25 protein-coding genes are annotated in these 26,374 nt (G+C 71.9%); 12 read left to right on the forward strand and 13 right to left on the reverse strand.

Annotated features, from left to right (window positions below):
* Window positions 1-8: 8 nt before the first annotated feature.
* The 6 genes from IW249_RS24580 to rfbB are packed head-to-tail and all read right to left on the reverse strand — an operon-like array spanning window position 9 to window position 5,291.
* Window positions 9-1,037: a glycosyltransferase family 2 protein gene (locus IW249_RS24580; RefSeq protein WP_196922916.1), complete on the reverse strand. Its 1,029-nt coding sequence runs from the start codon at window positions 1,035-1,037 to the stop codon at window positions 9-11.
* Entirely contained in the window at window positions 1,034-2,347 is a 1,314-nt protein-coding gene (locus IW249_RS24585; protein ID WP_307788691.1) for a lipopolysaccharide biosynthesis protein, read from the reverse strand. Before IW249_RS24585 ends, IW249_RS24580 begins: the two co-directional genes overlap by 4 nt.
* Window positions 2,344-3,045, reverse strand: coding sequence for a glycosyltransferase family 2 protein (locus IW249_RS24590; protein WP_196922917.1), 702 nt, complete (start codon window positions 3,043-3,045; stop codon window positions 2,344-2,346). Before IW249_RS24590 ends, IW249_RS24585 begins: the two co-directional genes overlap by 4 nt.
* The gene (locus tag IW249_RS24595; protein ID WP_196922918.1) at window positions 3,038-3,409 is read right to left on the reverse strand and encodes a DUF2304 domain-containing protein; all 372 of its coding nucleotides are present in this window, start codon (window positions 3,407-3,409) and stop codon (window positions 3,038-3,040) included. The genes IW249_RS24590 and IW249_RS24595 overlap by 8 nt, the downstream gene beginning before the upstream one ends.
* A complete protein-coding gene (gene rfbD / locus IW249_RS24600) occupies window positions 3,406-4,293 on the reverse strand; it encodes a dTDP-4-dehydrorhamnose reductase (RefSeq protein WP_196922919.1) in 888 nt (295 codons plus the stop codon). Before rfbD ends, IW249_RS24595 begins: the two co-directional genes overlap by 4 nt.
* Window positions 4,290-5,291 carry a dTDP-glucose 4,6-dehydratase gene (gene rfbB / locus IW249_RS24605; RefSeq protein ID WP_196922920.1) on the reverse strand — a complete coding sequence of 334 codons (1,002 nt, stop codon included), beginning with the start codon at window positions 5,289-5,291 and terminating at the stop codon, window positions 4,290-4,292. The genes rfbD and rfbB overlap by 4 nt, the downstream gene beginning before the upstream one ends.
* A gap of 85 nt (window positions 5,292-5,376) precedes the next feature.
* On the opposite strand from rfbB, the gene rfbA reads away from it, so the two are divergent.
* The 4 genes from rfbA to IW249_RS24625 all read left to right on the forward strand — a co-directional run bounded on the left by rfbA (window position 5,377) and on the right by IW249_RS24625 (window position 8,585).
* Window positions 5,377-6,264, forward strand: a complete 888-nt coding sequence (rfbA, locus tag IW249_RS24610) for a glucose-1-phosphate thymidylyltransferase RfbA (protein WP_196922921.1) — start codon at window positions 5,377-5,379, stop codon at window positions 6,262-6,264.
* Window positions 6,261-6,884: a dTDP-4-dehydrorhamnose 3,5-epimerase gene (gene rfbC / locus IW249_RS24615; RefSeq protein WP_196922922.1), complete on the forward strand. Its 624-nt coding sequence runs from the start codon at window positions 6,261-6,263 to the stop codon at window positions 6,882-6,884. Before rfbA ends, rfbC begins: the two co-directional genes overlap by 4 nt.
* 68 nt (window positions 6,885-6,952) lie before the next feature.
* Window positions 6,953-8,311 carry a Pup--protein ligase gene (pafA, locus tag IW249_RS24620; protein ID WP_124771093.1) on the forward strand — a complete coding sequence of 453 codons (1,359 nt, stop codon included), beginning with the start codon at window positions 6,953-6,955 and terminating at the stop codon, window positions 8,309-8,311.
* 79 nt (window positions 8,312-8,390) lie between these two features.
* Window positions 8,391-8,585 (forward strand): hypothetical protein, encoded by a 195-nt coding sequence (locus IW249_RS24625; protein WP_196922923.1) that lies wholly within the window; start codon window positions 8,391-8,393, stop codon window positions 8,583-8,585.
* Between the two features lie 114 nt (window positions 8,586-8,699).
* On the opposite strand, the gene IW249_RS24630 is transcribed toward IW249_RS24625, so the two are convergent.
* Window positions 8,700-9,785, reverse strand: a complete 1,086-nt coding sequence (locus IW249_RS24630; protein WP_196922924.1) for a DUF3866 family protein — start codon at window positions 9,783-9,785, stop codon at window positions 8,700-8,702.
* Between the two features lie 49 nt (window positions 9,786-9,834).
* Window positions 9,835-10,839 carry a cation diffusion facilitator family transporter gene (locus tag IW249_RS24635; protein ID WP_196922925.1) on the reverse strand — a complete coding sequence of 335 codons (1,005 nt, stop codon included), beginning with the start codon at window positions 10,837-10,839 and terminating at the stop codon, window positions 9,835-9,837.
* Window positions 10,840-10,956: 117 nt separating this feature from the next.
* Between IW249_RS24635 and IW249_RS24640 the strand changes: the two genes are divergently transcribed.
* The 6 genes from IW249_RS24640 to IW249_RS24665 all read left to right on the forward strand — a co-directional run bounded on the left by IW249_RS24640 (window position 10,957) and on the right by IW249_RS24665 (window position 15,767).
* Window positions 10,957-11,955, forward strand: a complete 999-nt coding sequence (locus IW249_RS24640) for a helix-turn-helix transcriptional regulator (RefSeq protein WP_196922926.1) — start codon at window positions 10,957-10,959, stop codon at window positions 11,953-11,955.
* Window positions 11,952-13,007 carry a helix-turn-helix transcriptional regulator gene (locus IW249_RS24645; RefSeq protein ID WP_196922927.1) on the forward strand — a complete coding sequence of 352 codons (1,056 nt, stop codon included), beginning with the start codon at window positions 11,952-11,954 and terminating at the stop codon, window positions 13,005-13,007. The genes IW249_RS24640 and IW249_RS24645 overlap by 4 nt, the downstream gene beginning before the upstream one ends.
* A gap of 10 nt (window positions 13,008-13,017) precedes the next feature.
* Window positions 13,018-13,263: a hypothetical protein gene (locus IW249_RS24650; protein WP_196922928.1), complete on the forward strand. Its 246-nt coding sequence runs from the start codon at window positions 13,018-13,020 to the stop codon at window positions 13,261-13,263.
* Between the two features lie 159 nt (window positions 13,264-13,422).
* Complete coding sequence (tatA, locus tag IW249_RS24655) at window positions 13,423-13,737, forward strand: Sec-independent protein translocase subunit TatA (protein ID WP_196922929.1); 315 nt, start codon at window positions 13,423-13,425, stop codon at window positions 13,735-13,737.
* A gap of 18 nt (window positions 13,738-13,755) precedes the next feature.
* Window positions 13,756-14,706 carry a twin-arginine translocase subunit TatC gene (tatC, locus tag IW249_RS24660; protein WP_196922930.1) on the forward strand — a complete coding sequence of 317 codons (951 nt, stop codon included), beginning with the start codon at window positions 13,756-13,758 and terminating at the stop codon, window positions 14,704-14,706.
* Between the two features lie 137 nt (window positions 14,707-14,843).
* Window positions 14,844-15,767, forward strand: coding sequence for a diacylglycerol kinase (locus tag IW249_RS24665; protein ID WP_196924941.1), 924 nt, complete (start codon window positions 14,844-14,846; stop codon window positions 15,765-15,767).
* Here IW249_RS24665 and IW249_RS24670 read toward each other — a convergent pair.
* Both IW249_RS24670 and IW249_RS24675 read right to left on the reverse strand, forming a co-directional pair.
* Window positions 15,730-16,647: an EamA family transporter gene (locus IW249_RS24670; protein WP_196922931.1), complete on the reverse strand. Its 918-nt coding sequence runs from the start codon at window positions 16,645-16,647 to the stop codon at window positions 15,730-15,732. The two genes, IW249_RS24665 and IW249_RS24670, sit on opposite strands and share 38 nt — an antisense overlap.
* A gap of 67 nt (window positions 16,648-16,714) precedes the next feature.
* Window positions 16,715-17,485 (reverse strand): HAD family hydrolase, encoded by a 771-nt coding sequence (locus tag IW249_RS24675; RefSeq protein WP_196922932.1) that lies wholly within the window; start codon window positions 17,483-17,485, stop codon window positions 16,715-16,717.
* Window positions 17,486-17,571: 86 nt separating this feature from the next.
* Between IW249_RS24675 and IW249_RS24680 the strand changes: the two genes are divergently transcribed.
* Together IW249_RS24680 and IW249_RS24685 are read left to right on the forward strand one after the other, a co-directional pair.
* Window positions 17,572-20,373, forward strand: coding sequence for a DEAD/DEAH box helicase (locus IW249_RS24680; RefSeq protein WP_196922933.1), 2,802 nt, complete (start codon window positions 17,572-17,574; stop codon window positions 20,371-20,373).
* A 167-nt stretch (window positions 20,374-20,540) separates the two neighbouring features.
* Window positions 20,541-21,425: an MHYT domain-containing protein gene (locus IW249_RS24685; RefSeq protein WP_196922934.1), complete on the forward strand. Its 885-nt coding sequence runs from the start codon at window positions 20,541-20,543 to the stop codon at window positions 21,423-21,425.
* Window positions 21,426-21,462: 37 nt separating this feature from the next.
* On the opposite strand, the gene IW249_RS24690 is transcribed toward IW249_RS24685, so the two are convergent.
* The 3 genes from IW249_RS24690 to IW249_RS24700 form a co-directional block, all read right to left on the reverse strand.
* Window positions 21,463-22,335 (reverse strand): endonuclease/exonuclease/phosphatase family protein, encoded by an 873-nt coding sequence (locus IW249_RS24690; RefSeq protein WP_307788692.1) that lies wholly within the window; start codon window positions 22,333-22,335, stop codon window positions 21,463-21,465.
* A 132-nt stretch (window positions 22,336-22,467) separates the two neighbouring features.
* Entirely contained in the window at window positions 22,468-23,406 is a 939-nt protein-coding gene (locus IW249_RS24695; protein WP_196922936.1) for an SMP-30/gluconolactonase/LRE family protein, read from the reverse strand.
* A 160-nt stretch (window positions 23,407-23,566) separates the two neighbouring features.
* Window positions 23,567-25,900 carry a beta-L-arabinofuranosidase domain-containing protein gene (locus tag IW249_RS24700; protein WP_196922937.1) on the reverse strand — a complete coding sequence of 778 codons (2,334 nt, stop codon included), beginning with the start codon at window positions 25,898-25,900 and terminating at the stop codon, window positions 23,567-23,569.
* Between the last annotated feature and the right edge of the window lie 474 nt (window positions 25,901-26,374).

Consider the following 26,374-nt stretch of genomic DNA (forward strand, 5'->3'; position numbering starts at 1 on the left):
GGGCCGGGTCAGCGGCGCTGGAGCAGCGGCCGGGCGAGAGCCCAGTAGCCGGCGGCGACCGCGTTGAAGATGCCCATGCCGGGAGGCGAGTCGACGTTCGAGGGGGCGACCCGGGCGGTCATCAGCTCGGCGATCACCCCGTCGGGCACTGTCCGTTCGGTCTGGAGTTGGCGGCGACGGGCACCGACCCAGGCCCGGTTGCGCCACAGCCAGCCCCAGCCGCGGGTCTTCTGCTTGGTCCAGCCGCCGGCCATCGCGGCGGCGAGCATGGCGGCCTCGGTGAGCAGCAGCATCGGGGCGAGCACCAGGAGCGTCCGGGTCTGGTACGCGGTGAGCAGCGTGACGAGTCGGTTGCGTTCCACCAGGTAGAGCTTCAGGTCGTTGCGGGAGAACTCGTAGTGGTGGCGCACGACGGCGTCGGGGACGTACTCCAGTCGCAGGCCGCGTTGCCAGAGCCGCAGGCTCAGCTCGGTGTCCTCGTGGTAGGCGAAGTATTCGGCGGCGAAGCCGTCGAGCTCCTGCCACCGTTGGCGGCTGATCACGAAGCAGCAGCCGCTGAGCGACGGGACGCTGGTGCGGGCGGCGTGCGCGGTGGCGGGTTCGCCGTTGCCGCCGGCCCAGGACAGCCCGGTGAAGTGCAGCGGGTTGCCGGAGGTGTTGATCAGCTCCGGGGTGTCGGCCAGCCGGATCGACGCCATCGCGGCGCCGACGCCGGGTTCGGCGGCGACTGCCACCGTCTTGGCGAGGGCGTCGGGGGCGACGACGGCGTCGGAGTTGACGAAGGCGAGCCAGTCTCCGGTGGCCTCGGCGGCGCCGACGCGGCAACCGCCGGAGTAGCCGGTGTTCTCCTCCGGTCGGATCACCCGCACCCCTGGCAGGCCCTTGACGATGTCGATGCCGTCGCCGGTGCAGCCGTTGTCGACGACGACGAGGTCGATCTCGACGTCGGTGCTGGCCAGTACGGCCCGGGCGGCGTCGACCAGGTATGGCTCGGCGCCGTAGGCGAGCATTACCGCGGTCACCTGTGGGCTGGTCATCGGATGCCTCCGGATACGGCGGGGGTGACGGCGTCGGCGAGCGGCCGGGTGAGGGTGGTGGGTCGGCGGACGCCACCGCGCAGCAGCAGCACCGCCATGGTGGCGGCCACGATGACGGAGCCGACGGTGTAGGCCAGCTCGACCCGGAGGATCACCGGGGCGGGGAGCAGCGTCACGATGATCAGAGCGGCGACGCCGACGGTCCAGGCGAGGGCCTGGGCGCGGTGCCGGTCGAGGGCGAGGAGGGCCTGGCCGAGCACCATCGCCCAGAGGTAGGCGAGCGTGGCGGCGGCCAGCCAGGCGAAGTCGCCGTGGCCGAGGACGCCGGGGGCGTCGAAGAGTACGCCGACCAGCCACGGGCCGAGCAGTACGGCGCCGACGGCCCCGGTGAGGCCGAGCGCGGTGACGATGGCGAGCGCCCGGCGTAGCAGGCTGTGGAAGCCGGCCTGGTCGCCGGTGGTGGCGGTGGTGGCCAGGCCGGGCAGCAGTGACGCCTGTAGGGAGCCGAAGACGAACAGCGGGATGCGGACCAGCACGAGGGCGGAGAGCAGCGCGCCGGCGGCTGCGGTGTCGGAGGGGGCGAGCAGCTGCAGGTTGATCACGCCGACGTTCACCACGACCTGGGAGAGCAGGCTGGAGGCGGTGAGCAGCCCGAGGCCGCGCAGCAATGTGGCCCAGGCGACCGGTGGGCCGCCGCCGATGGCGCGCAGGACCGGCGGCAGGGTGAGCAGGACGCTGGCCAGCGGGGCGACGACGAGCACGACGCCGTACCAGACGGGGGAGGTGACGCCGGCCAGCCCGAGCAGGGCGACCATGGCGATGCGCAGCCCGCCGTCGATGCCGAGTTGGGTGCCGTACCAGGGGAAGAGTTGCAGGCCGGAGAGGACACCGCGGGTGGCGTAGGCGACGGCCATCGCGGCGAGCGCGCCGACGAGGACGGTGACCATGGTGCCGTCGCCGTGGAAGAGGTGGTCGGCGAGGAGTTGGCGCCCGGCGGTGACGGCCAGCACCAGCACGGCGAGCATCGCGGCGGCGACGGTGACGCCCCGGGCCAGCACGGGCCCGGGGGGAAGCCCCTGGCTGTGCCGGGCGGCGACGACCCGGGCGACCTCCTGCTCGATCGGCAGGAACACGCCGATGCCGAGGGTGAACACGATCGACCAGAGCACCGACAGGCGGTTGTAGTCGGCGCCGCTGAGGCTGTGGCCGGCGACGGCGAGGTGGACGTAGGAGGCGAGGCCGAGAAGACCCAGCCCGGCACCAACAGCGATGGTGCCGGGCGGGATCAGGCGTAGCAGGCGGCGGATCACCGGCGAATGAGCGCCAGCGTGAGGACGGCGAACGCGCGACCGAGGTAGACCATCGCCTTGGCGGGGGAGTGGCTGGGGGTGCCCGCCATCCGCTTGCGCATGGCGACCGGGACCTGCCGGATGCGGTATCCGCGTCGGGCGGTGTGTACCAGGGTCTCCACCGTGTCACCGAGGTACTCGGCCGGGTACCAGCTGGCGAACATCTCGATGACTCGCCGGTTGGCGGCCCGGAAGCCGGAGGTGGTGTCGGTGAGCTTGGTGTGGGCGACCCGGGACAGCACGGCGGAGAGCATCACCATCGCCCAGCGGCGGGGGCCGCGGACGTTGTAGTCGCCCTCACCGGCGAAGCGGGCGCCGATGACGAGGTCGTTGTCCTCGAGCAGGTCGACGAGCTTCGGCACGTACCGCGGGTCGTGCTGGCCGTCGGCGTCGATCTGGATGGCGACGTCGTAGTTGTGGTCGCGGGCGTAGCGGTAGCCCAGGCGCATGGCCCCGCCGACGCCGAGGTTGTACGGCAGTTTGGCGACCTTCGCGCCGGCGGCGGCGGCGACGGCGGCGGTGCGGTCGGTGGAGCCGTCGTCGACAACGAGCACGTCGACGCCGGGCAGTTCGCCGCGGACCTCGCCGACGACGTCGGCGATCGAGCCCGACTCGTTGAGAGCCGGGATGATGATCAGGGTGCGCTTGCCGTTAACCATCGGTCGACACCAGTTCGTCTCGGGCTGCCCGGTCCGCGTCGATCTCGGCGCGGAGCAGGGCGAGGTCTTCGGCCAGGGTCCGGGTCTCTTCTTCCAGGGCGCTGACCTCCCAGCTGAGGTGGACGCACACCAGCAGCAGGAAGACGATGCCGAGGAAGAGCACGAGGCTGACACCGGAGGCGACACCGAGCGTCTCGGCGACGTTGTCGAGCAGCCGGGGGAACAGCGACAGCGGAATCACGATGATCAGCACGGCGAGCCAGAGCATGCCGTACTTCTCGCGCAGCTGACGGCGGCGCAGCAGCTCGACGATGGTGCCGAGGAGCAGCAGGCCGGTCAGTCCGGTGACGAGTGTGAGCTTCATGCGACCTTCCACGGGGCGGGTGGAGCGGGGGAGTGGAACGCGTCGACCAGGGCGCTGTGCCAGTCCGGAAGCGGGGCCAGACCCACGGCTGCCCAGCGGCTGTGCCCTAGCACACTGTACGCAGGCCGGGGGGCGGGACGCGGATACCGGTCGCTGGTGGTGGGTCGGATCCGGTCCGGGTCCAGCCCGGCCAGGGTGAACGCGGCGCGGGCCAACCCGTACCAGGTTGTCTGCCCGGCGCAGGTGCCGTGGTAGACGCCGGGCGCCGCGTGACCGGCCAGCGCCGCGTCGGCGAGCGCGACGAGCCGCTCGGCGAGCGCGTAGGACCAGGTGGGTTGGCCGTGTTGGTCGTCGACCACGTCGAGGTGTTCGCGCTGGGTGGCGAGTCGGAGCATGGTGGCCACGAAGTTCGGGCCGTGCGCGCCGTAGAGCCAGGCGGTGCGTACGACGTACCCGGTGTCGGGTAGCAGCCGCGCGACGGCCTGTTCGCCGACCAGTTTGCCGCGGCCGTAGGCGTTGACCGGCGCGGTGGGCGCGTCCTCCGGGTAGGGGGTGTCCGCGTTGCCGGCGAGGACGTAGTCGGTGGAGACCTGGATGAGCCGGGTTCCGTCGGTGGCGCACGCCGCGGCCAGGTTGGTCACGGCGTGGCCGTTGACGGCCGTCGCAGCGGCCTCGTCGGCCTCGGCGGCGTCGACGTTGGTCCACGCCGCCGCGTTGATCACCAGGTCGTGCCCGGTGACGGCGGCGTCCACCGCCGCGCGGTCGGTGACGTTCAGGTCGGCGCGGGTGGCGGCGGTCACCTTGAGGTCGGGCCGTGTCCCCAGCACGGTGACCAGGTCCCGGCCGAGCATGCCGCCCGCGCCGGTGACGAGTACTCGGGTCATGCGGTCGGCGCGGACTTGAGGGGCTCCCACCAGCCGCGGTTGTCCCGGTACCAGCGGACGGTGTCGGCGAGGCCCTGCTCCAGGGTGATGCTGGGCTGGTAGCCGAGCTCGTCGCTGATCTTGGTGATGTCGAGGGAGTACCGGCGGTCGTGGCCCTTGCGGTCGGTGACCGGAACGACCCGGTCCCACCCGGCGTCGCAGGCGTCCAGGAGCAGGCCGGTGAGTTCCTTGTTGGTCAGCTCGGTGCCGCCGCCGATGTTGTAGACCTCACCGGCGCGGCCCTTCTGCTGCACGAGGGCGATGCCGCGGCAGTGGTCGTGCACGTGCAGCCAGTCGCGGATGTTGCCGCCGTCGCCGTAGAGCGGGACGGTGCCACCGTCGAGCAGGTTGCTGACGAACAGCGGGATGACCTTCTCGGGGAACTGGTACGGGCCGTAGTTGTTGGAGCAGCGGGTGACGACCACGTCCATGCCGTGGGTGCGGTGGTACGACAGCGCGAGCAGGTCGGAGCCGGCCTTGGACGCCGAGTACGGCGAGTTGGGGGCGAGGGGCCACGTCTCGGTCCAGGAGCCCTCGTCGATCGAGCCGTAGACCTCGTCGGTGGAGACGTGCACGAACCGGCCGGTGCCGTGGCGCAGGGCGGCGTCGAGCAGCGTCTGGGTGCCCAGCACGTTGGTGGTCACGAAGGGTGCGGCGCCGGCGATCGAGCGGTCGACGTGTGACTCGGCGGCGAAGTGCACGATCACGTCGTGCTCGGCCACCACCTCGTCGACGACGACCGGGTCGCAGATGTCGCCCTGCACGAACCGCAGTCGCGGATCGTCGCGGACGGGTTCGAGGTTGGCCAGGTTGCCTGAGTAGGTCAGTTTGTCCAGCACGGTCACGACGGCCGGCTCGAGCGGCGGCACGCCGGCTGCACTGCCGAGCGGCTTGCCCAGCAGCAGGCGAACGTACTCCGACCCGATGAATCCGGCTCCGCCGGTGACGAGGATCCTCACGGGTCCGGAAGTATACGCGACAGGCGGTGCGGCACCTGCTATGCGACCCCCGCACAATGTGCCCGGGTGCGGCTAGGCTCTCCCGGTGCGTGGAATCCTACTTGCCGGCGGCACCGGGTCCCGGCTCTGGCCGATCACCCGGGCCGTCTCGAAGCAGCTGATGCCGGTCTTCGACAAGCCGATGATCTATTACCCGCTCTCCACCCTGGTGATGTCCGGGGTCCGGGAGATCCTGGTGATCACGACTCCGGACGACCAGGACCAGTTCCGTCGGCTGCTCGGCGACGGCAGCCAGTTCGGGCTGCGGCTGGAGTACGTCAGTCAGGAGCGTCCGGAGGGCATCGCGCAGGCGTTCATCCTCGGCGCGGACTTCATCGGCGCCGAGTCGGTCGCGCTGGTGCTCGGCGACAACATCTTCCACGGCGTGGGTCTGGGTCGGCAGCTCGCCGCCCACGGTGACCCGGTCGGCGGGCGGGTCTTCGCCTATCAGGTGGCCAACCCGCAGGAGTACGGCGTGGTCGACTTCGACGCCGATGGTCGGGTGCTCTCGATCGAGGAGAAGCCGGCCCGGCCGAAGTCCCGCTACGCGGTGCCCGGCCTCTACTTCTACGACAACCGGGTCGTGGACATCGCCCGCAAGCTCACCCCGAGCGCCCGGGGTGAGCTGGAGATCACGGCGGTCAACGAGGCGTACCGGGAGACCGGGGAGCTGTCGGTGACGGTGCTGGATCGGGGCACCGCCTGGCTGGACACCGGCACGTTCACCTCGATGATGCAGGCCGCCGAGTTCGTCCGGGTGGTCGAGGAGCGGCAGGGCCTCAAGATCGGTTGTGTCGAGGAGGTCGCCTGGCGCGCGGGCCTGATTGACGACGCGCAGCTGCGCGCGCTCGCCGAGCCGCTGACCAAGAGCGGTTACGGCGACTACCTGCTCCGTCTGCTCACCGAGCAGTCCGGCGACGGGGGTTCCTGGTGAAGATCCGTGAGTTGAGCATCGAGGGCGCCTGGGAGATCACCCCCCAGCAGCACGGTGACCCGCGCGGCATGTTCATGGAGTGGTACCGCTTCGACAAGCTCGCCGAGGCGGTGGGGCATCCGCTGCGGCTGGCCCAGGCCAACCTGTCGGTCTCCGCGCGTGGCGTGGTGCGCGGCGTGCACTTCGCCGACGTCCCGCCCGGGCAGGCCAAGTACGTCACCTGTGTGCGGGGCGCGGTCCTCGACGTGATCGTGGATTTGCGGGTGGGTTCGCCGACCTTCGGCCGTTGGGAGGGCGTCCGGCTGGACGACACCGACCGTCGGGCGGTCTACCTCAGCGAGGGGCTGGGGCACGGGTTCTGCGCGTTGACCGACGACGCCACGTTGAGCTATCTCTGCTCGGCCACCTACAACCCGACCGGCGAGCACGCGGTGCACCCGCTGGACGAGGAGTTGGGCATCGAGTGGCCCGCCGAGGTGCCGCTGCTGTCCGCGCGGGACGACGCCGCGCCGACCCTCGCGCAGGCCCGCGAGCGGGGCCTGCTCCCGGAGTACGACAGTTGCCGGCGGTTCGTGGCGAGCCTCGGCCCGGACGGAATGTCGCACTCAACCGGTATGTGACAGCGCTCGGGGCACGACCTGTGGTCTGACAGTGACGAACCGGGCCTCCGGGCGGCTAATGTCACACCATGGAGCGGCGAATCTTCGGCCTCGAGACCGAGTACGGCGTCACCTGCACCTATCGCGGGCAGCGGCGGCTGTCCCCGGACGAGGTCGCGCGGTATCTGTTCCGTCGCGTGGTGTCCTGGGGCCGGTCGAGCAATGTCTTCCTGCGTAATGGAGCCCGGCTCTACCTGGACGTCGGGTCGCATCCGGAGTACGCGACACCGGAGTGCGACTCGGTGACCGATCTCGTCGCCCACGACCGGGCCGGCGAGCGGATCCTGGAGGGCCTGCTCGTCGACGCGGAGAAGCGGCTGCACGACGAGGGCATCGCGGGTGAGATCTACCTGTTCAAGAACAACACCGACTCGGCCGGCAACTCGTACGGGTGCCACGAGAACTACCTGGTCTCCCGGCACGGCGAGTTCGGCCGGCTCGCCGACGTGCTCATCCCGTTCCTGGTCACCCGGCAGTTGATCTGCGGGGCCGGCAAGGTCCTGCAAACCCCACGCGGCGCGGTCTACTGCCTCTCGCAGCGGGCCGAGCATATCTGGGAGGGCGTCTCCTCGGCGACCACCCGGAGCCGCCCGATCATCAACACCCGGGACGAGCCGCACGCCGACGCCGAGCGCTACCGGCGGCTGCACGTGATCGTCGGCGACTCCAACATGAACGAGGTCACCACGCTGCTCAAGGTCGGCACCGCCGACATCGTGCTGCGGATGATCGAGGCCGGGGTGGTGATGCGCGACCTGTCCCTGGAGAACCCGATCCGGGCCATCCGGGAGGTGTCGCACGACATCACCGGCCGGCGCAAGGTGCGGCTGGCCAACGGCAAGGAGGTCAGCGCCCTGGACATCCAGCAGGAATACCTCTCCAAGGCCACCGAGTTCGTCGAGCGACGCGGTGGCGACCAGGCCGCCAAGCGGGTCGTCGAGCTGTGGGGCCGGGTGCTCAACGCGGTGGAGACCGGCGATCTGGAGCCCGTCTCCCGGGAGATCGACTGGGTCAGCAAGCTGCGGCTGATCGAGCGTTACCAGCGCAAGCACGACCTGCCGCTGTCGCACCCCCGGGTGGCGCAGATGGATCTGGCGTACCACGACGTGCGTCGTGGCCGGGGCCTCTACGGGCTGCTGGAGCGCCGCGGCGACGTGGACCGGGTGGCCACCGACCCGGAGATCTTCGAGGCCAAGGAGACCCCGCCGCAGACCACCCGGGCCCGGCTGCGGGGCGAGTTCATCCGGCACGCCCAGGAGAAGCGCCGGGACTTCACAGTCGACTGGGTGCACCTGAAGCTCAACGACCAGGCCCAGCGCACAGTGCTCTGCAAGGACCCGTTCCGGGCGTACGACGAGCGGGTGGAGCGGTTGATCGCCAGCATGTGACCGGTTGCCGGCCCCGGCGGTGCCCTGCGCCGACGGGGCCGGTCGGTCCGGCGCACCGAGCGGTTAAGCTGAGCGCGCCATGACGACTTCTGGACCTTCCGACCGCTCCGAGCGCGGCTCCGAGCGGCAGAACTGGGTCGAACGCCGGCGGGAGAAGATCCGCGCCGAGATCGACCGTAACCGGCGCGGTGAGTACACGGTGCCGACCTGGGTGCTGGCCCTGGCGCTGGTGCTCATCGTGGGCGGCTGGCTAGCCCTGATCTTCCTGGCCTAACCGCCCCCCCAGGCCCCCGCCCCCGCCCGCGTCGATCATGGAGTTATTGCCATGACACGCCGAGGCGGCGGGCAACAACCTCATGATCAACCGGGTCGGGCGGCTCGGATCGGGTCAGGGGAGGAGGGTCACCGCGTGACGGCCGGCGGCGGCTGCCGCCAGGAAGTACGCGTGGTCGGCGTCGAGGCCACGGCCCATGGTGGACAGCGGCACGGGGCTGGCCCGCAGCGCGGCGTCGAGACCGTCGACGAGCACCCGGACGATGCGGTGCCGGGCCGCCAGGGGAGCCAGCGCCGCGTGCACCTCGGCCGCGAGGGACGGCGCCAGGTCCTCGGGCACCACCAGCTCCGCCGGGGCGAGCGCCACCCGGCCGTACGCGGTGAGGCTGTGGTGGGACACGCCCCGGTGTCGGGGGCGGGGGTCGGCGTCGGAGATGCGTAACGAGCCGACCGGTCGGCCGCCCAGTGTGGCGATCGCGTTGACCGCCTCGCCGACGGCGACGCCGGAGAACCCCCACCGGGTGCCGGTGCCCAGGTTGCCGGGGCCCTGAGCGACGATCGCGACGTCCGCGTGGAGCACGTGCCGGGCGGCGAGCAGACCGCCGTGCACTGTGGTGGCCTCCAGGTCACCGCCGAACGCCTGCCCGACGGTGATCGTGCCGGCCAGCTCGGACCGCAGCCCGGCGAGGGTGCGGGAGAACCAGGCGGGCAGCGCCCCACCGTCGGTGAGCAGGTACGCGACCCGTGCCTGCGGGGCGTCGGCCCGGATGCCGGCCAAAATCGCCGGAAGCGCCGAGTGCAGGTCGGCGGTGACCACCGGCAGACCGTCCAGGTCGTCCGCGTCGGCCAGCACGTCGCGGTGCGGGGACGCCTCCTCGTCGACGCCGAGGAGGATCGGCTGCAACGGCGTGTAGCGGGCCTTGACCAGGTGCCCGGCGTCGCGGGTGTCGGCGACGTCCGGCGGGTCCGGCGGCAGCCGGTCCGGCAGGGCCACCACCAGCGCGTACCCGCCGGTGCCCAGCCCCATCAGCAGCGCGCCGGCGTTGAGCAGCACCCGGTCGCCGGGCTCGGGCGTGCCGACCAGCTCCGGGTAGGCCAACGCCCGCATCCGAGTGCCGTCGGGCAGGTCGACGTCGAGCTCCACCGCCCCGGTCCACTGCCGTCGCAGCGTCGCCACCGTCCCCGTACGCCATCGCACCATGACGGGCACGCTAGCCGCGCGGGCCCGGCGGCCCGCGCCCGGGTGTGGGTCAGGTCGGTTCGGTGCCGCCGGCGTCCGGGCTCGGCCCGGCCTGGGTGTGCCGGGCGGTGCCGGTGGCGCCCGGCACCGAACGGGTGGGGTCGAGGAAGACGAAGCGGATCTCCGGGTACCGGTCGGTGAGCCGCCGCTCGGCCTCGTCGGCGGTGGCCTCGATCTGCGCGCCGGTGGCCTCGTCGCGGAAGTCGACCTTCGCGGCGACCAGGATGTCCTGCGGGCCGAGCTGCATGGTCAACAGGGTGTCGATGCGCTCCACCTCGGGCAGCCCGGCCAGATCCTGCTCGATCTCGTGACGCAGCCGCTCCGGGACGGCCCGGCCCACCAGCAGCGACAGGTTGTTGCCGGCGAGGACCCCGGCGACCGTCAGCAGCAGGAACCCGATCAGGATCGACGCGACGCCGTCCCACACCTCGTCGCCGGTGGCGTGCGACAGGCCGACGCCGAGCCCGGCCAGCACCAGACCGATCAGGGCGGCGCTGTCCTCCAGGAAGACCGCCTTGACTGTGGTGTCGGCGGTCAGCCGCAGGAACCGTCGAGGCGTGGTCCGCCAGCGCCGCGACTCGCGGCGGACCTGCCGCACGGCCCGGGCCAGTGAGATCGACTCGATGACGAACGACACCCCGAGCACGATGTACGAGAGCAGGTAGTCGCCGCTGTGCTCGTGCACCAGGATCGTGGTGACGCCGTGGGTGACGGCGAAACCGGCGCCGGCGACGAACGTGAACATGGCCGCGAAGAACGCCCAGACGTAGCTCTCCTTGCCGTACCCGAAGGGGTGTCGCTGGTCGGCCGGACGGGCGCCGCGGCGCAGCGCCTGGAAGAGCAGCACCTCGGTGGTGGTGTCGGCGACCGAATGCGCCGCCTCGGAGAGCATCGCGGCGGATCCGGAGATCAGCCCGGCGATCAGCTTGGCCACCGCGATGGCGAGGTTGGCGGCGCCGGCGACGACGACTGTGCCGGTGCTCTCGCTCTCGGGCCTGGCCTCCGCTTGCGACATGAGGATCACCCTATGACCGGGGACGGCGACGCGCCGGGGGAGGCCCGATCCGAACAAGTGTGCGGCACGCCCGCGTGGGTGCACGGTGTGGGCGGGTCGGCTGCTAGCGTCTACCGCGTGTCGCGGACCCGCACCGAACGCCTGGTCAACCTGGTGATCTGCCTACTGTCCACGCGACGGTTCCTGACCGCCGCGCAGATCGCCGCGACCGTGCCCGGTTACGAGCACGATCCGGACGACGCGCGCGACCACGAGGCGTTCCAGCGCAAGTTCGAGCGGGACAAGGCCGAGCTGCGCGAGCTGGGTGTGCCGTTGGAGACCGGCACGGCGAGCGCCTTCGACGCCGAGCCGGGTTACCGGATCGCCCACCGCGAGTACGCGCTGCCCGACATCCTCCTCGAACCGGACGAGGCCGCCGCGGTCGGCATCGCCGCCCGGCTGTGGCAGCACGCCGGGCTGGCCGCCGCCGCGTCGTCCGGGCTGGCCAAGCTGCGGGCCGCCGGGGTGGACGTGGACCCGCAGGCGACCCTCGGCCTGGAGCCGATGGTCACTGTCGACCCGGCGTTCGCGCCGCTGACCGCCGCCGCCCGGGACCGCCGCGAGGTGGGGTTCGACTACCGGGTGCCCGACCGCGACGCGCCCAGCCGGCGCCGGCTGCAACCGTGGGGCGTGGTCTGTTGGCGCGGCCGGTGGTATGTGGTCGGCCACGACCAGGACCGTGAGGCGACCCGCTGCTTCCGGCTGTCCCGGGTCGTCGGCGCGGTCCGGGTGACCGGCGCCCCCGGCGCGTACGAGCCGCCGGCAAACGTCGACCTGATCAGCCACGTGGCCCGCTGGTCGGGCCCGGTGGAGCGCACCGGCCGGGCCACAGTGCTGGCCGCGCCGGGGCGGGCCGCCGGGCTGCGCCGCTGGGCGGTGGAGGTGACCGCCGGGCCGGACGGCGACCGGCTGGTCCTGCCGTACGCGGACCCGGACGGGCTGGCCGGCCACCTCGTCGGCTACGGCCCGGACGTGCGGGTCCTCGACCCACCGGAGGTCCGCGAGGCGGTCATCCAACGACTCAAGGAGATCGCCGTGCGCCACGACGAGCTGGCCGGCAGCGGGGGTGCCCGGTGACCCGCCCGGCCGCCCGCAACGGTTCCCGCGCGTCCGCCGACCGGCTGGCCCGACTGCTGAACCTGGTGCCCTACCTGCTGGCCCGGCCCGGCATCGAGATCGCCGAGGCGGCCGGCGACCTGGGCGTCACCGAACGTCAGCTCCGGGAGGACCTGGAGCTGCTCTGGGTGTGCGGGCTCCCCGGCTACGGCCCCGGTGACCTGATCGACATGGCGTTCGACGGCGACCGGGTGACCATCACCTACGACGCCGGCATCGACCGGCCGTTGCGGCTGACGCCCGACGAGGCCCTCGCGCTGGTGGTGGCGCTGCGGATGCTGGCCGAGACACCCGGGGTGGCCAACCGGGAGGCGGTCGAACGGGCCCTCGCCAAGATCGAGGACGCGGGCGACCTGGTGGGTGCCCCGGTGGCGGTCCGGTTGCCCGGGGACACCCGTCGGGTCGAGGCGCTGCGCGCCGCCGTGGAGGGCGGCAAGGCCCTGCGGATCACCTACTACACGGCCGCCCGGGACGAGACCACCGAGCGCGTCATCGACCCGCTGCGGATGCTCATGGTCGGCGGCCGGGCGTACGTGGAGGCGTGGTGTCGGCGTGCGGAGGCCGTTCGGCTGTTCCGCGGCGACCGGATCGACGCGATCACCGAACTGGGCGAGCCAGCCGCGGTGCCGCCGCAGGCCGTCCCGCACGACCTCACCGAGGGTGTGTTCCGCCCCTCGGCCGACCTGCCGCTGATCACCCTGCGCATCGGCCGGGGCGAGCGGTGGATCACCGAGTACTACCCGTGCGAGCGGGTGGAGGCCGGTGACGGCGACCAGTGGCTGGTCTCCCTGCGGGTGACCGACCTGGGATGGGCCCGCCGGTTCGTGCTGGGCCTCGGCCCGGAGGTGACCGTGGTCGCCCCGGTCGAGTTGGCCGAGCAGGTGCGGGCGACGGCGGCCGCCGCGCTGGACGCGTACGCCGTGCCCACGCCCACGGCCGTGCCCCGGCCCGCCGAGGTCGAGCCGGAGCGGACCCCGTCGGGTGACCCGGCGGTGGCCGGCCGCACCCAGTAGGCTGACCGCCGTGCTGATCTGGATCGTGCTCGCCGTGGTGCTGCTACCCCTCGTGGCGCTCGCGCTGGCCGTGCGGCCGGTGCTGGCCCGGCTGCCCCGACTGCGCCGCGCCGCCGTGGCGTTGCAGCGGCGGGCCGCCGAGGCCGAGGCGCTGCGGGAAACCGCCGAGGCGCTGCAACAGCGTGCCGAGGACGTCCAACGTCGGCTCGACACCACATCCCATCGACTCGCGGTGATCAAGGCCAAGCGCGGCTGATCGTGTACGCACCCGGCGGTGGTTGACGGATCATCGCGGGTTGGTCAAGACTTCACCCTCCCGGCCATACCACCATCACCCAGCGGGTGGCGGGCAGCCGATCCGCACGTACGATGGGCTGCGTACCACCCCCCGGACACAGAGCGACTGGAGCTTCTCATGGGTGCCCTCAAGCCGTGGCACATCGCTGTTCTCGTGGTTGTGCTGATCCTGCTCTTCGGTGCGAAGCGGCTCCCCGACGCGGCCCGTTCGCTGGGACGGTCGCTGCGGATCATCAAGGCCGAGACCAAGAGCCTGCAGGACGACGACCGCGACCTCGCCGAGAAGGCCGACGCGCAGGCCGGCTACCAGCCGCTGCCGCCGCACGCCGGGCAGCAGGCGCCGTACGCCGGCCAGCCGCAGCAGGCCCCGTACCAGCAGACCCCGCCGCAGCAGCCGGTCGTCGACCCGGTGCACCGCGTCCGCGACAACTGACCGAAGGGCCCCACCACCGTGGCCTTCGCACTGCGTAAACGCGGCCCAAAGGCGTTCGAGCGGGCCGCCGACGGCTCGATGACGCTCATCGAGCACGTCCGCGAACTGCGTAACCGGCTGTTCCGCGCGTCCGTGGCGATCCTCGTCGGGTTCGGCTTCGGTTTCTGGTTGGCCAAGCCGGTGCTGCACCTGCTCCAGCAGCCCTACTGTGACCTGCCGCAGGCCAGATATGTCGACGGCAAGTGCGAGTTCGTGCAGCTCGGCCCGGCCGACCTGTTCCTGCTCAACCTGAAGGTCGCGCTCTGGGTCGGGTTGATCGTGGCCGCGCCGATCTGGCTGTACCAGCTCTGGGCGTTCATCGCGCCCGGCCTGCACCGGCACGAGCGGCGCTACGCGTACTTCTTCACCGCCCTCGCCGCGCCGCTGTTCGCGGCCGGTGCGGTGCTGGCGTACTTCGTCACGGCCAAGGGCCTGGAGTTCCTGCTCAGCATCTCGGACAGCGAGATCAGCACGACACTGGAGATCACCAAGTACATCTCCTTCGTCACCAACCTGATCCTGTTGTTCGGTGTGGCCTTCGAGTTCCCGCTCGTCGTGCTGATGCTCAACTTCGTGGGCATCGCCAGCGCGAAACGGTTGCTCAGCTGGTGGCGGGTGGCGATCTTCGTGTTCTTCGCCTTCTCCGCCGTGGTCACCCCCACCCCGGACCCGTTCGGGATGACCGCCCTGGCGATCTGCCTCTCCGCGCTGTACTTCGGCGCGGTGGGCATCGCCTTCCTCAACGACAAGCGGCGTGGGCGGGGCAAGGAGATCTACGCCGGCATCGACGACGACGAGGTGTCGCCGCTGGAGTTCGACGCGGACCCGGTCGTGGCTGGGCAGCGGGTCGACTCGGCAGCGCCGATCGGCGTACCCGAACCGGTCGCCCCACCGGCACCGATCGAACGCCGCTACGACGACATGACCTGACGGTCGCGCACCACCCGTTCTGCCGACGCCGCCCCCATTGACCGGGGGCGGCGTCGCTGCATCACCACGCGCGCCGGCAGCGGAACTGATGGTGACGGCACCTGCCCCTGGTGAACGGCTGGTGTCCGACCGGTACGGTGCTGCCCGTGACCGCAGACGATCACCTGCCCGGCCCGGTCGCCGTGCTCGTCAACCCGACCGCCGGCCGGGGACGGCACCGCGCGCTGCTGCCCCGGCTGCTCGACGGGTTGGCCGCCGCCGGCCGGCCGGTCCGGCTGCTGCCGGCGTCCAGCCCTGCCGAGGCGGAGGCGGCGTGCCGGGCCGCCGTCGCCGAGGGCGCTGGCGCGTTGGTGGCGGTCGGTGGGGACGGCACCGTGCACCGGGCGTTGCAGGCCGTCGCCGGCACCGATGTACCGTTCGGGCCGATCCCGGCCGGCACCGGCAACGACTTCGCCCTGGACACCGGCTTTCCGGCCGACCCCCTCGCGGCGGCGGCGGTGATCGCCGAGGCGGTGCGCGACGGGCGCAGCCAACCGGTCGACCTGGCCCGGATGGTCGCCGTCGACGGCGCCGAGCGTTGGTACGGGGCGGTCCTCGCGGCCGGGTTCGACGCGATCGTCAACGAGCGGGCCAACCGGATGCGCTGGCCCCGCGGTCCGCGCCGGTACGACCTGGCGATCCTGGTCGAGTTGGCCCGGCTGCGCCCCCGCCGCTACACGCTGCGCCTCGACGGGGTGTCGCATGACCTGGACGCGGTGCTGGTGGCGGTGGGCAACTGCCCCACCTACGGCGGTGGGATGCGGATCTGCCCCGACGCGGACCCGACCGACGGGCTGCTCGACGTGGTGGTGGCGGGTCGGGTCAACCGGAGGACCCTGGTCCGGGTGAAGCCACGCATCTACCAGGGCACCCACGTCAGCCACCCGCTGGTGCGCAGTTTCCGGGCTCGCACCGTGGAGTTGGCAGCCGAGGGCATCACCTCGTACGCCGACGGGGAACGCTCCCTGGAACTGCCGGTGACGATCAGCGCCGTTCCGGGCGCCCTGCGGCTGCTGCGTTGACCCGTACCGCGCCGATGCTCGCCGCGATGACCAGCACGATGGCGGCGCACTCCAGCACTGTCAGCGCCTGCCGCAGCACCAGCCACCCGGCGAGCGTGGCGACGGCCGGGCCGAGGCTCATCAGCACCGCGAAGGTGGCGGTGGGCATCCGCCGCAGCGCCAGCAGCTCCAGGGTGTAGGGCAACCCGGAGGCGAGCACCGCGAGGGCGGTGCCCAGCGCCAGCACCTGCGGGTCGAGCAGCACCGCGCCGCCGTCGACGATGCCCAGCGGCAGGGTGACCAGCGCGGCGAGGGCCAGCGCCAGGGCCAGCCCGTCCGCGCCGGGAAAGCGGCCGCCGACCCGGGCGCTCAGCACGATGTACGCGGCCCACATGGCGCCCGCGCCGAAGGCGAAGGCCACTCCGGCGGGGTTCAGCCGGTCGAAGCCGCCCTGCCCGAGCAGCGCCACCCCGGCCAGCGCGAGCCCCGCCCAGGCCCAACTGGCCAGTCGTCGGGCGGTCAACACCGACAGCGCCAGCGGGCCGAGCACCTCGAGCGTCACCGTCAGGCCCAGCGGGATGCGTTCGATGGCCTGGTAGAACAGCGAGTTCATGCCGGCCAACGCCAGCCCGAACGCGCCGGCCGCGAGCCAGGCCGACCGGTCGTGCCCGCGCAGGCGGGGCCGGCACACGACGAGCAGCAGCACCGCCGAGATGGTCAGCCGCAGGGTCACCGCGCCGGCCACCCCGGTACGCGGGAAGAGCAACGCGGCCACGGCGGAGCCGAACTGCACCGACAGCGCCCCACCGAGCACCAGCCCCACGGCGGCGACACCGCCGCGCCGGGCCGGTGGCGTGTCGGCCGGCGATGGCGTGGGCAGCAGGGTCTCCGTCACGGGCACGACGGTAGGCGGTCCTCGTCGGCCACTGTGCGGCGGCGTCCACCGGCGTGGCCGAGGCAACCGCAGGTCAGCCGGGCAGGGCGAGGTCGAGCACCGCGCCCAGCCCGTTCTCCCGGCCCGGCTCGGCGGCCGGGAGCACCAGCACCGAGCAGCCGGCGGCCACCGCGCCGGCGTCCGCCGGGGTGTCACCGACCATCAGGGTCTGCTCCGGGTCGACGCCCAGCATGCCGCAGGCACGCCAGAAGATCGCCGGGTCGGGTTTGCAGCGCCCCACCTCGTACGAGAGCACGAACGCGCCGACCAGGTCGGTCAGCCCCCAGGTGTCGAAGTGTGGTCGTAGGTCGAAGCCGATGTTGCTGACCACTGCCACCGGCACCCCGGCGTCGCGCAGCGCGGTCAGGGTGGCGGCGGTGTCGGCGTACGGTAGCCAGCCCTCGGCGGTCAGCAGCCGCTCGTAGAGCGCGTCGGCGAAGCCGTCGATGCCGGCGTCGACGGTCTCGGCCAGTCCGGTGTACGCGCCCCGGTGGGCGTGTTGGTAGAGGTCCCGGTCGGCCCACAGTTCGGCGAGTCGGGGTGGCACCCGCGCCGGAAGTGGCCCGCCGGCCCGGCCGGCGGTCAGCAGTCGGTCGGCCAGCGAGGTGGCGCGGACCCGGTTCAGGGTGACGCCGCACGCCGCCGCGGCTTCCAGCACCCACCGCTGGGGGTCCTCCACCTGGGCGAGGGTGCCGTGGAAGTCGAAGAGCACCGCTTTGACAGGGCGTCGGGACGCCCGGCGGGCGGCGGGCGCCTCGGCGGTGCCCGGCGGACTGGTCTGGGGCGGTTCGGCATGGTCCGGCACGCCGTGCACCCTACCGACCGCCTCCGACCGCACCGCCGGACGGCCTTGTGCGGTGACGTGACTCGGCACGCACTAATCTTGGAGCCATGTCGAGCCCCGCCGAGCGGTACGCAGCGGCGCGCCGCAAGGCCGCACAAGCCGCACAGTTTCCGGCGCTGGACGAGTTCGCGCTCGAGTTGGGGTTCGACCTCGACGACTTCCAGCGGGAGGCGTGTCAGTCGCTGGAGCGGGGCAGCGGTGTGCTGGTCTGCGCTCCCACCGGCGCGGGTAAGACGGTGGTCGGGGAGTTCGCCGTCCACCTGGCGTTGCGCGGGCGGCCCGACGACCCGGCGCCCGCCGCCGACGCGACGACCCCACCGGCCCGGCGCAAGTGCTTCTACACCACGCCGATCAAGGCGTTGTCCAACCAGAAGTACCACGACCTGGTCGCCCGGTACGGTGCCGAGCAGGTCGGCCTGCTGACCGGCGACAACGCGATCAACGGCGACGCGCCGGTGGTGGTGATGACCACCGAGGTGCTGCGCAACATGCTCTACGCGGGCTCCAGCACCCTCCAGGGCCTCGCGTACGTGGTGATGGACGAGGTGCACTACCTGGCCGACCGGTTCCGCGGCGGGGTGTGGGAAGAGGTGATCATTCACCTGCCCGCCTCGGTCACCCTGGTCTCGTTGTCGGCGACCGTCTCCAACGCCGAGGAGTTCGCCGACTGGCTGGTCACCGTGCGCGGCGAGACCGCCGTGGTGGTCAGCGAGCACCGGCCGGTGCCGTTGTGGCAGCACATGCTGGTCGGCAAGCGGATGTTCGACCTGTTCCACGACGCCGACGCCGCCCGCAAGCACGACGTGCACCCGGAGCTGCTGCGGTACACCCGGGACACCGTGCGTCGCCTGGAGTTGGGGGAGGGGCGCAGCGCAGGCCCCGGTGCCGGCCGGCGTGGCCCGCGCTGGCGTGGCCCGATGCGCCCGGACATCGTCGACCGACTGGACCGGGAGGGTCTGCTACCGGCGATCCTGTTCATCTTCAGTCGGGCCGGGTGCGCCGCCGCCGTTCAGCAGTGTCTCGCCGCCGGGCTGCGGCTCACCTCGGCGGAGGAGCGGGCCGAGATCCGTCGGGTCGTCGAGTCCCGGGTCACCGCCATTCCGGGCGAGGACCTGTCGGTCCTGGGCTACTGGGAGTGGCTGGACGGCCTGGAACGCGGTCTGGCCGCCCACCACGCCGGCATGCTGCCGGTGTTCAAGGAGATCGTCGAGGAGCTGTTCGTCCGCGGCCTGGTCAAGGCGGTCTTCGCCACCGAGACGCTGGCGTTGGGCATCAACATGCCGGCCCGCTGCGTGGTCCTGGAACGGCTGGTCAAGTACAACGGCGAGGCGCACGTCGACCTGACCCCGGGGGAGTACACGCAGCTCACCGGGCGCGCCGGTCGCCGTGGCATCGACGTGGAGGGGCACGCCGTGGTGGTGTGGTCCCCGGAGACCGACCCACGGCACGTCGCGGGGCTCGCGTCCACCCGCACCTACCCGCTGCGTTCCAGCTTCCGGCCGTCGTACAACATGGCGGTGAACCTGGTCGGCACGGTCGGCGCGGAGCCGGCCCGGGCTCTGCTGGAGTCCTCGTTCGCCCAGTTCCAGGCGGACCGGTCGGTGGTCGGCCTGGCCCGGCAGGTGCAGCGCAACACCGAGACCATCGAGGCGTACGGCGTGGAGGCCGCCTGCCACCACGGCGACTTCGACGAGTACTTCGCGCTGCGGGTGGCGATCGCCGAGCGGGAGAAGGCGATCGCCCGGCAGGGGCAGACCCAGCGCAAGGCCGCCGCGGTGGCGTCGCTGGAGCGGCTGCGGGTCGGCGATGTGATCCGGGTGCCGTCGGGCCGGCGAGCCGGGCTGGCCGTGGTGCTGGACCCGGCGACCGGCGGGTTCGGTGAGCCCCGGCCACTGGTGCTCACCCAGGACCGGTGGGCCGGGCGGGTCAGCCCCGGCGACTTCACCACCCCGGCCGAGGTGCTAGCCCGGATCCGGGTGCCCAAGCACTTCAACCACCGGTCCCCGGGCGCCCGGCGGGACCTGGCCGCCGAGGTCAGCGGCACCGGCCTGGACCGGCATGGTGGCCGACGCGGGGGCCGCTCCCGCCAGGTGAGCGGCGAGGACCACCGGATCACCCAGCTCCGCACCGAGCTGCGCAACCACCCCTGCCACGCCTGCCCCGAGCGGGAGGAGCATGCCCGCTGGGCGGAGCGGCGTCGGCGGCTGGAACGCGACACCGAGGAGCTGCGCGAGCGGGTCAGTGGCCGTACGGGCTCCCTCGCTCGGACGTTCGACCGGATCGTGGCACTGCTGACCGAGCGTGGTTACCTCGCCCACGACGGCGCGGTCACCGACGCCGGTCGGATGCTGGGCCGGATCTGGACCGAGGCGGACCTGCTGGTCGCCGAGTGTCTGCGCCGGGGGGTGTGGAACGGGTTGTCGCCGGCCGAGTTGGCCGCCGCGGTGTCCGTGGTGGTGTTCGAGGCGCGTCGTGATGTCGACGAGCGGGCGTCGCTGCCGCGCGGGCCGGTGGCCGACGCGGTGGACGAGACGCTGAAGCTGTGGGGGGAGATCGAGGCCGACGAGGCGGCGCGAGGGCTGACCGCGACCCGGGAGCCGGATCTCGGTTTCGCCTGGCCCGTCTACCGGTGGGCGCGGGGCGAGGCGCTGGCCAAGGTGCTCGGCAGCGGGCACGAGATCGATGGTGAGATGCCCGCCGGTGACTTCGTCCGGTGGGCCCGACAGGTGGTCGACCTGCTCGGTCAGATTGCCGACTCCGGTGGTGCCACAACGGAGCTGCGCTCGACCGCGCGACAGGCTATAGCGGCCGTCAATCGAGGCGTTCTCGCGTACCACACGTCAGGCTGACCACTACGCCCAGTCATTTTCGGCTGTCGAATCGACGCAGCGGACCGTCACCGCCGCGGCACCCCGCGAATAGCCCGGGGGGGCACTGTTGCGCCTGATCACAGCACCCCTGATCATTGCCGAGGCGTCTTGTTGACGCGTCGGTAACGAATGGGGAGAAAGACGCCGTGGCGGAGATCAATCACTTTGAGTACGGGTGGATCACGCCCGCCCTGAGTTACGCGCTGTCCGTGCTCGGTTCGATCCTCGGTCTGGTCTGCGCGGGACGCATCCGTACGGCCCGGACGAACCGTCAGCGGGCGTGGTGGGGTCTGCTGTCGGCCTGGGCGCTGGGCGGCACCGCCATCTGGGCGATGCACTTCATGGCCATGCTCGGCTTCGCCGTCGAGAACACCCGGATCCGCTACGACGTGCCGTTGACCGCGGCCAGCACGGCCATCGCCGTGGTGGCGGTCGGTATCGGCCTGGCCATCGTGGGCACCGGTCGGCTGAATCCGGTACGACTGATCGCCGGCGGCGTCTTCACCGGCGCCGGGGTGGCCTCCATGCACTACACCGGAATGGCCGCCATGCGCCTCAACGGCAGCCTCGGCTACGACACCGTCCGGGTCGTGCTCTCGGTGGTCATCGCCGTGGTCGCGTCCACCGTCGCGCTGTGGCTCGCGATGACCGTCCGGCGGGGGTTGGCGATCTTCGCCTCCGCGCTGGTCATGGGGATTGCCGTCAACGGGATGCACTTCACCGGTATGAGCGCCCTGTCGGTGCACCGTCACGAGCGGGCGGGTGAGGTGACCGGCGCCGGGGTGAGCACCCTGCTGGTGCCGATCGTGCTGGCGGTGCTCTTCGGGGTCGTCGGTCTGCTCTACGCGTTGCTCGCCGCCCCGACCGACGACGACCGGGCCGCCGCCGCGTACCTCGACGGGCGCCGGCTCGCGGAACCGGCGCCCTCGACGCCCACGGCCGCTCCCGACCCGGTCGGGTTGCGCGCCCGGTCCACCCTTGGCCAGCCGGGGACCCCGTTCCCGTCCCGTCGGGACACGCCGCCGCGCTGACGACGTGCGGCCGGCCCCGCCTTCCGCGCGGCGCGGATCAGGCCGGCCGGCGGCTGGGGCCGATGGTGAGGGTGACCAGTAGCCCGGGGTGGTCGGTCGCGCCGTGCATGGGCACCAGTTCGCGACAGCAGAGCGTGATGTCGGTGGTCGCCGTGATGTGTTGCAGCCGGCCGTCGTCGATCCGCTGATGGCCCGGTGGTGTACAGGACCGCACGTCGGGGTCGTGCCCGGCGCGCAGGTTGAGGTCGCCGCCCAGCACTGTGGGCTCGTCCCCGGCGTCGCGGCTGATCGTCGGCAGGATGGTGTCGAGCAGGTGGTCGCACTGGGTGAGCGCGATGCGGTAGCCGGTGGCGGACAGGTGCGTGGTGCAGGCGAGCAGGGCGCCGTCGACGTCGACGCAGAGCCAGGCTCGTTCCTCGGGGTCCGCGAGGTCCTGGGTGGGGTGGGTTCCGGCGTACACGGTGTGCGGGGTGGCCGACGTCCGCACGTGGGTCAGCAGCCCGATGCCGAACCGTTGGCCGTTGCGGCAGCGGGTGTCGTCGCCGCTCGGGCGGTCGCCGGCGGCCTGGAACGCGGCCACCACGGTCCGGCCAGGGTGGACGGTTTGGAACACGCCGTGCAGGGCGGACAGGTCGCCCGCGCAGATTTCGTTGAGGGTGACCAGGTCGGGTGCCTCGGCGGTGATCACCTCGGCGGCCCTGGCCATTGCTCGTCCGGTGTAGCAGCCGGCGCGGCCACTGTTGCAGAGGTTCAGCTGGAGCATCCGCAGGACCGTGGGCTGCGGGGCGTCCGTGGCGTCGGCGATGACGGTCGGCGGCACTGTCGGCCGGGTGGCCGGCAGTGCGGCAGCGGCGAGGAGGCAGCCCACCGCCAGGGTGCGGCGCAGGAACCGGTACGAACGGGCGGCCACACGGACTCCGGGGTGCACGAGGCGACAGTCATCGCCGAGGTACCAGTGATCCTACTGGCGGCCGATCGGCGATTGGGATCCAGAGCGGCGGGCCGCGAGGGGGCACCCGCGGCGGGTGCCCCCTCGGGTCGGTCAGTGGGTGCGGACCGCGACGGCGGTGTACGGCGTGGTGGGGGTCGGCGGTGTGGTGAACCGGGCGTTGGGCAGGTAGAGCCGGCCCAACGACTTGGCGACGGTGGTGGGCACGTCGAAGGTCGGGTCGGTGATGATGCTGGTGAGCGTGCCGGCGGTGCCGGTGTGGTTCAGCCGGACCACAGCGACCTGGTTGAGGCGGTTCTGCACGACGTAGAGGGTGCGGCCGAGCAGGAGCAGTCCGTCGCCGTTGGTGAAGGTGTGGCCCGGCACGTCCACGACGGTGCTCGCGCCGGTCGCCGGGTCGACCCGGTACAGCGTGCCGGTGGTGGACTGGACGACGATCAGCGCCCGGCCGTCCGGTGTGGTGGCGATGCCGTTGAGGTTCACGCCGGTGCCGACCTGCTCGTAGGCGCCGGTCAGTGTGATCGTGGTGAAGGCGTCGGCGGGAGGCAGCGCCCCGCCGCGACCGAGCGGCAGCCGGTAGAGCACCGGCCGGTTCGAGTCGGTGAAGTACGCGGCGTCGCGGGTCAGCACGACGTCGTTGACGAACGTCGGGGCGGTGGCGAACTGGTAGCGGGCCAGGACTTCGCCGGTGCGGGTGTCGAGCACGCGCGCGTCGCCAGCCGTGCCGCCGGAGACGAAGAGCCGGCCGCGTGGGTCGACCTTGAGGCCGAGCGACGGCGTGCCGGTGGCCGCGCCGATCGTCGTGCCCCGGCCGGTGACCAGGTCGACGCGCTGGATGGCGCCGGTCGCGCGGGAGCCGAAGTAGGCGTACCGGCCGGCGGTGGCGATGCCCTCGGGCTGGAAGCCGTCGGGAAGGGCGAGGACGGTCGGCGGCTGCCCTGCGGGGTGCGCCTGCGCCGGCGCGACGGCGATGGTGACCAGCATGGCGGCGGTCAACGCGCCGCCGAGCGTGGTGCGGAGGGGGCGGTTCACTGTGCTCCTTCCGGGCGGAAGCGGCACGAGCCGACACGTCCGCCACGTTCACTGGGGCCAGGACCCTCCCCACTGTACGACCGCTGGCGGGCGTCCGCTCGGCGTCACCGGCGCGGCCTTCGGGTGACCGCGCCGGTGAGCCCGTCGAGCGGGGCGGCTGTCAGGCGTTGCGGACCAGCCTCCACCGGTTGTCGGCGCTGCCGTTGTCTGGATCCTGCACGGCCTGCGCTCCCCAGGCGGTCGACCCGTTCAGGATTCCGAGCAGTTTGTTGCTGTTGACGTTGCGGATCTTGTAGGTGCCGTCGCCGTTGTCCACCAGGATCCACCGGTGGTCGGCGGTGCCGTTGTCGGCCCACTGGAGGACTCTGGCGTTGTCGGCGGTGGACATGTTCTCCACGCCCAGGACCTTGCCGCTGTGGACGTTGCGGAACCGGACCGCGTTGCCGTCGGTGATGACCACCCAGTTGTGGTCCGCGGTGCCGCTGTCGCCCCACTGCACGGCCAGACCGCCGTCGGCGGTGGACATGTTCTGCACGCCGAGGACCAGCCCGGTGCCGACGTTGACCAGGCGGTAGCTGCCGGTGGGGCCGCCGCTTCCGCTGGTGTTCCAGTAGACCGTGTAGTTGTAGCCGTGGGCGTCGTAGAAGGGGGCGAGGTTCACAGTGGACCCGTTGGCGCTGGCGGTGAACGCGAGCGAGCTGGTGCTGGTCCGGGTGATCGAGGAGACGGTGAGGGTGGGCAGGGTGCTCAGGGCTGTGTTGCCGTAGTTGCCGGCCAGCACCGCGGGGCCGTACGTGATCGCGCCGACGTTGGCGTTGTCGTTGGCGGCCTTGATGGCGACCTGCATCGGCAGCCGCACGGTGATGGTGTCGCCTGCGGCCCAGGTGCGGGTGACCGTGGCGTAGCTGCCCGGTGTGGTGGTGACGTTCTCCACAGTGCCGTTGACGGCGATCGTCGCACCGCTGGTCCAGGACGGGATCCGCACCCGGATGCTCCATGAGCCGCTCATCGAGCCGCTCAGGGTCAGGGTGGTGGTGTCACTGACCGGGAAGCTGGTGGTCTGGGTGACGGTGATGCCGCGCTGCGTCCAGTTCAGCACCGACGGCGTGAACAGGTTCACGCTCAGCGTGGTGCCGTTGTAGAAGTAGATGGAGTCCATCAACCTCGTGTTGATCTCCAGGCCGGTGCCCTGGCAGCACCAGAACGAGTTGTAGTCGGTGCTCCAGGTGCCGCCACCCCACGCCGGGCCCACACCCCGACGACCACCCGGCCGCAGCGGGGTGAAGTAGGTGATGTGGCCGCGGCTGTCGGCCGAGTTCTGTCCGCCGATCAGGTGGTTCATCAGCGCGCGCTCGTAGTAGTCGAAGTAGTCCGCCCGGTTCGGGTCGAGCAGCCACAGCTCCCGGGTCAGTTTGAGCATGTTGTACGTGTTGCACTGCTCGCAGGTGTCGTTGGTGAGGTAGCCGGCGATCGCGTTGGGCGGCCGGAAGTGCTCCGCCTGGCTGTTGCCGCCGATGACGTAGGTGTGCGCGCCGACGGTGATGTTCCACGCGTTGCTGGCGATGTTCCGGTAACGGGTGGTCCCGGTGGCCTTGAACTCCCGGGCCGCGCCGATCCACTTGGGCACCTGCGTGTTGGCGTGCTTACCGTTGAGCTGGTCCTGGCCGGAGGCCAGCGGGTCGAAGATGGCGGCGTGGTCGAACCGCTGTGCGGTGGCGAGCCACCGGCTGTCGCCGGTCTGCTGGTAGATGTCGGCGAGCACGTCGTTCATGCCCCCGAACTCGGTGCCCAGCATCGACTGCATCTGGCTGGAGCTCAGTCGGCTGGTCCGGGTGTCGACCCAGCCCGCCAGTGACAGCAGCACCGTACGGGCCTGTGTGTTGCCGATGTAGCGCCAGACGTCGAGCAGCCCGGCGAGGGTCTTGTGGATGCAGTAGTAGGGCACGTTGCCGTTGGACAGCGTCCGTGCCTCGAGCGCGCTGAAGTCGGACTCCGGGAAGCCGGAGAGGTATCCCGCGCCGAAGCCGGCGGCGCCGTTGTTGGCCTGGCACTTGGCCAACTCGGCGACCATGTAGTTCGCCTTGTCCCGGCAGGTGGTGTCGCCCAGCACCGCGTACGCGTACGCCCACGCGCTCAGGAAGTGGCCCTGCATGTGGGTCCGGAACGGGAAGTTCGGTGCGTCCCAGCCCCCGTTGGTGGCGGCGCCGTTCGTGGACAGCCGGTGGTTGGCGCGGAAGTTGTAGAGCATCCGGTCGACGTCGACGAACCGCAGGTAGTTGAGCGTCCGAGACTGGTTGTCCATCCAGCGGCCGGAGGTCAGCCGCACCTGACCGAGGTCGAACGCGTACGCCGAGACGCCGATGTCGGACCGGACCGGGGGCACGACGGCGGCGGACGCGCTCCCGGGGGAGACGGCGGTGCCGGCCGCGGAGAGCGCCACTGTGGCTCCGGCGGCCTGAAGCAGGTGGCGGCGGCTGAGGGGTGGGGGTGGCATGGGGAACCTCCAGGTGGCCGGGTACGTCGGGGCCGCCATCGATGGCGGGGGATCGTCGGCGGCAGAGGGCCGGCGACGGGTGCGGTGTGGGTGGTGGGACGGGGTCGCCGTGGACGCTGGGTGCCCACCCCTGCGCTTATCGCGGCACATCGATGTGATCGCTAACATAGTTGGTCGTTAACACGCCCGCAACCCCCAAGGCGCCTCGCCGACTCGTCCCTCGGAGCGGCTGACCTGGCGTGCCGGGCTCAGGTGGCAGCTATGGTCCGAAACGGACATTCGCCTGCCTGGCGTTCACCGGAGCGATAACCGTGCGTGACGGATGTCGAGGACTGCTCTTCCGTTGACGCTCGCCCGGCCGCTCAGTACGGTGCATCGTAACTTATCGATGTCAGCGTCGATACATCACTGCTGCGATGTGGTTACGACTGTCATCTCGCACTCGCAAAAATCCAGGTCAGACGGGGGAGGGGT

Source organism: Micromonospora vinacea (assembly GCF_015751785.1).
GTDB classification, from domain to species: domain Bacteria; phylum Actinomycetota; class Actinomycetes; order Mycobacteriales; family Micromonosporaceae; genus Micromonospora; species Micromonospora vinacea.

Bases quoted from the DNA above. Each gene is read 5' to 3' on its own strand.
- IW249_RS24590 (WP_196922917.1), bottom strand. From the start codon at position 3,045: ATGGTTAACGGCAAGCGCACCCTGATCATCATCCCGGCTCTCAACGAG.
- IW249_RS24630 (WP_196922924.1), bottom strand. From the start codon at position 9,785: ATGGTGCGATGGCGTACGGGGACGGTGGCGACGCTGCGACGGCAGTGG.
- IW249_RS24580 (WP_196922916.1), bottom strand. From the start codon at position 1,037: ATGACCAGCCCACAGGTGACCGCGGTAATGCTCGCCTACGGCGCCGAG.
- IW249_RS24680 (WP_196922933.1), top strand. From the start codon at position 17,572: ATGTCGAGCCCCGCCGAGCGGTACGCAGCGGCGCGCCGCAAGGCCGCA.
- pafA (WP_124771093.1), top strand. From the start codon at position 6,953: ATGGAGCGGCGAATCTTCGGCCTCGAGACCGAGTACGGCGTCACCTGC.
- tatA (WP_196922929.1), top strand. From the start codon at position 13,423: ATGGGTGCCCTCAAGCCGTGGCACATCGCTGTTCTCGTGGTTGTGCTG.
- IW249_RS24700 (WP_196922937.1), bottom strand. From the start codon at position 25,900: ATGCCACCCCCACCCCTCAGCCGCCGCCACCTGCTTCAGGCCGCCGGA.
- IW249_RS24625 (WP_196922923.1), top strand. From the start codon at position 8,391: ATGACGACTTCTGGACCTTCCGACCGCTCCGAGCGCGGCTCCGAGCGG.
- IW249_RS24635 (WP_196922925.1), bottom strand. From the start codon at position 10,839: ATGTCGCAAGCGGAGGCCAGGCCCGAGAGCGAGAGCACCGGCACAGTC.
- rfbD (WP_196922919.1), bottom strand. From the start codon at position 4,293: ATGACCCGAGTACTCGTCACCGGCGCGGGCGGCATGCTCGGCCGGGAC.
- IW249_RS24595 (WP_196922918.1), bottom strand. From the start codon at position 3,409: ATGAAGCTCACACTCGTCACCGGACTGACCGGCCTGCTGCTCCTCGGC.